We start from the raw sequence: 650 nt of genomic DNA, 5'->3' as shown, positions 1-650 counted from the left end.
CTGCTGGCGCTCGGCGCTGGGCGCGTCATCGCCATCGAGCGCGACCGGCGCTGCATCGACGCGCTGGGCGCGATCGCGGCGCACTATCCCGGCCGCCTGGAGGTGATCGAGGGCGACGCGCTGAAGGTGGACGTGCGCCCGCTCGTCGGCGACGGCCCGGCCCGCGTGGTGGCGAACCTGCCCTACAACATCGCCACCGTGCTGCTGGTGGGCTGGCTCTCGGCCGATCCGTGGCCGCCGTGGTTCTCCTCGCTCACCCTGATGTTCCAGAAGGAGGTGGCGGAGCGCATCGTCGCCGCCCCCGGCTCAAAGGCCTATGGCCGCCTCGCGGTGCTGGCGGGCTGGCGCACGCAGGCGAGGATCGCCTTCGATGTCGCGCCCTCCGCCTTCGTGCCGCCGCCCAAGGTGACGTCATCGGTGGTGCACCTCGTGCCGCGTCCCGCACCCCTGCCGTGCGCGCTCTCGGTGCTGGAGAAGGTGACGGAGGCCGCCTTCGGCCAGCGCCGCAAGATGCTGCGCCAGAGCCTGAAGAGCCTCGGCTGCGATCCTTTGGCGCTGCTGGAAGCGGCCGGCGTCGAGCCGACCGCGCGGGCGGAGGAGATCGACGTCGCCGGCTTCGTCGCCCTCGCCAACGCGCTCGCCGCCGCCCG

Annotated in this window: 1 protein-coding gene; it reads left to right on the top strand. The window is 73.4% G+C overall.

The window, feature by feature from the left end:
- The coding region (gene rsmA, locus AC2W7M_RS26965) for a 16S rRNA (adenine(1518)-N(6)/adenine(1519)-N(6))-dimethyltransferase RsmA (RefSeq protein ID WP_486136299.1) at positions 1 to 650 on the top strand (650 nt) is incomplete at both ends.

Source organism: Xanthobacter sp. BG11Y11_SDJG, from assembly GCF_057364445.1.
Note: the sequence above shows the minus strand (reverse complement) of the source record. Positions and strands in the feature narration are given on the sequence as shown.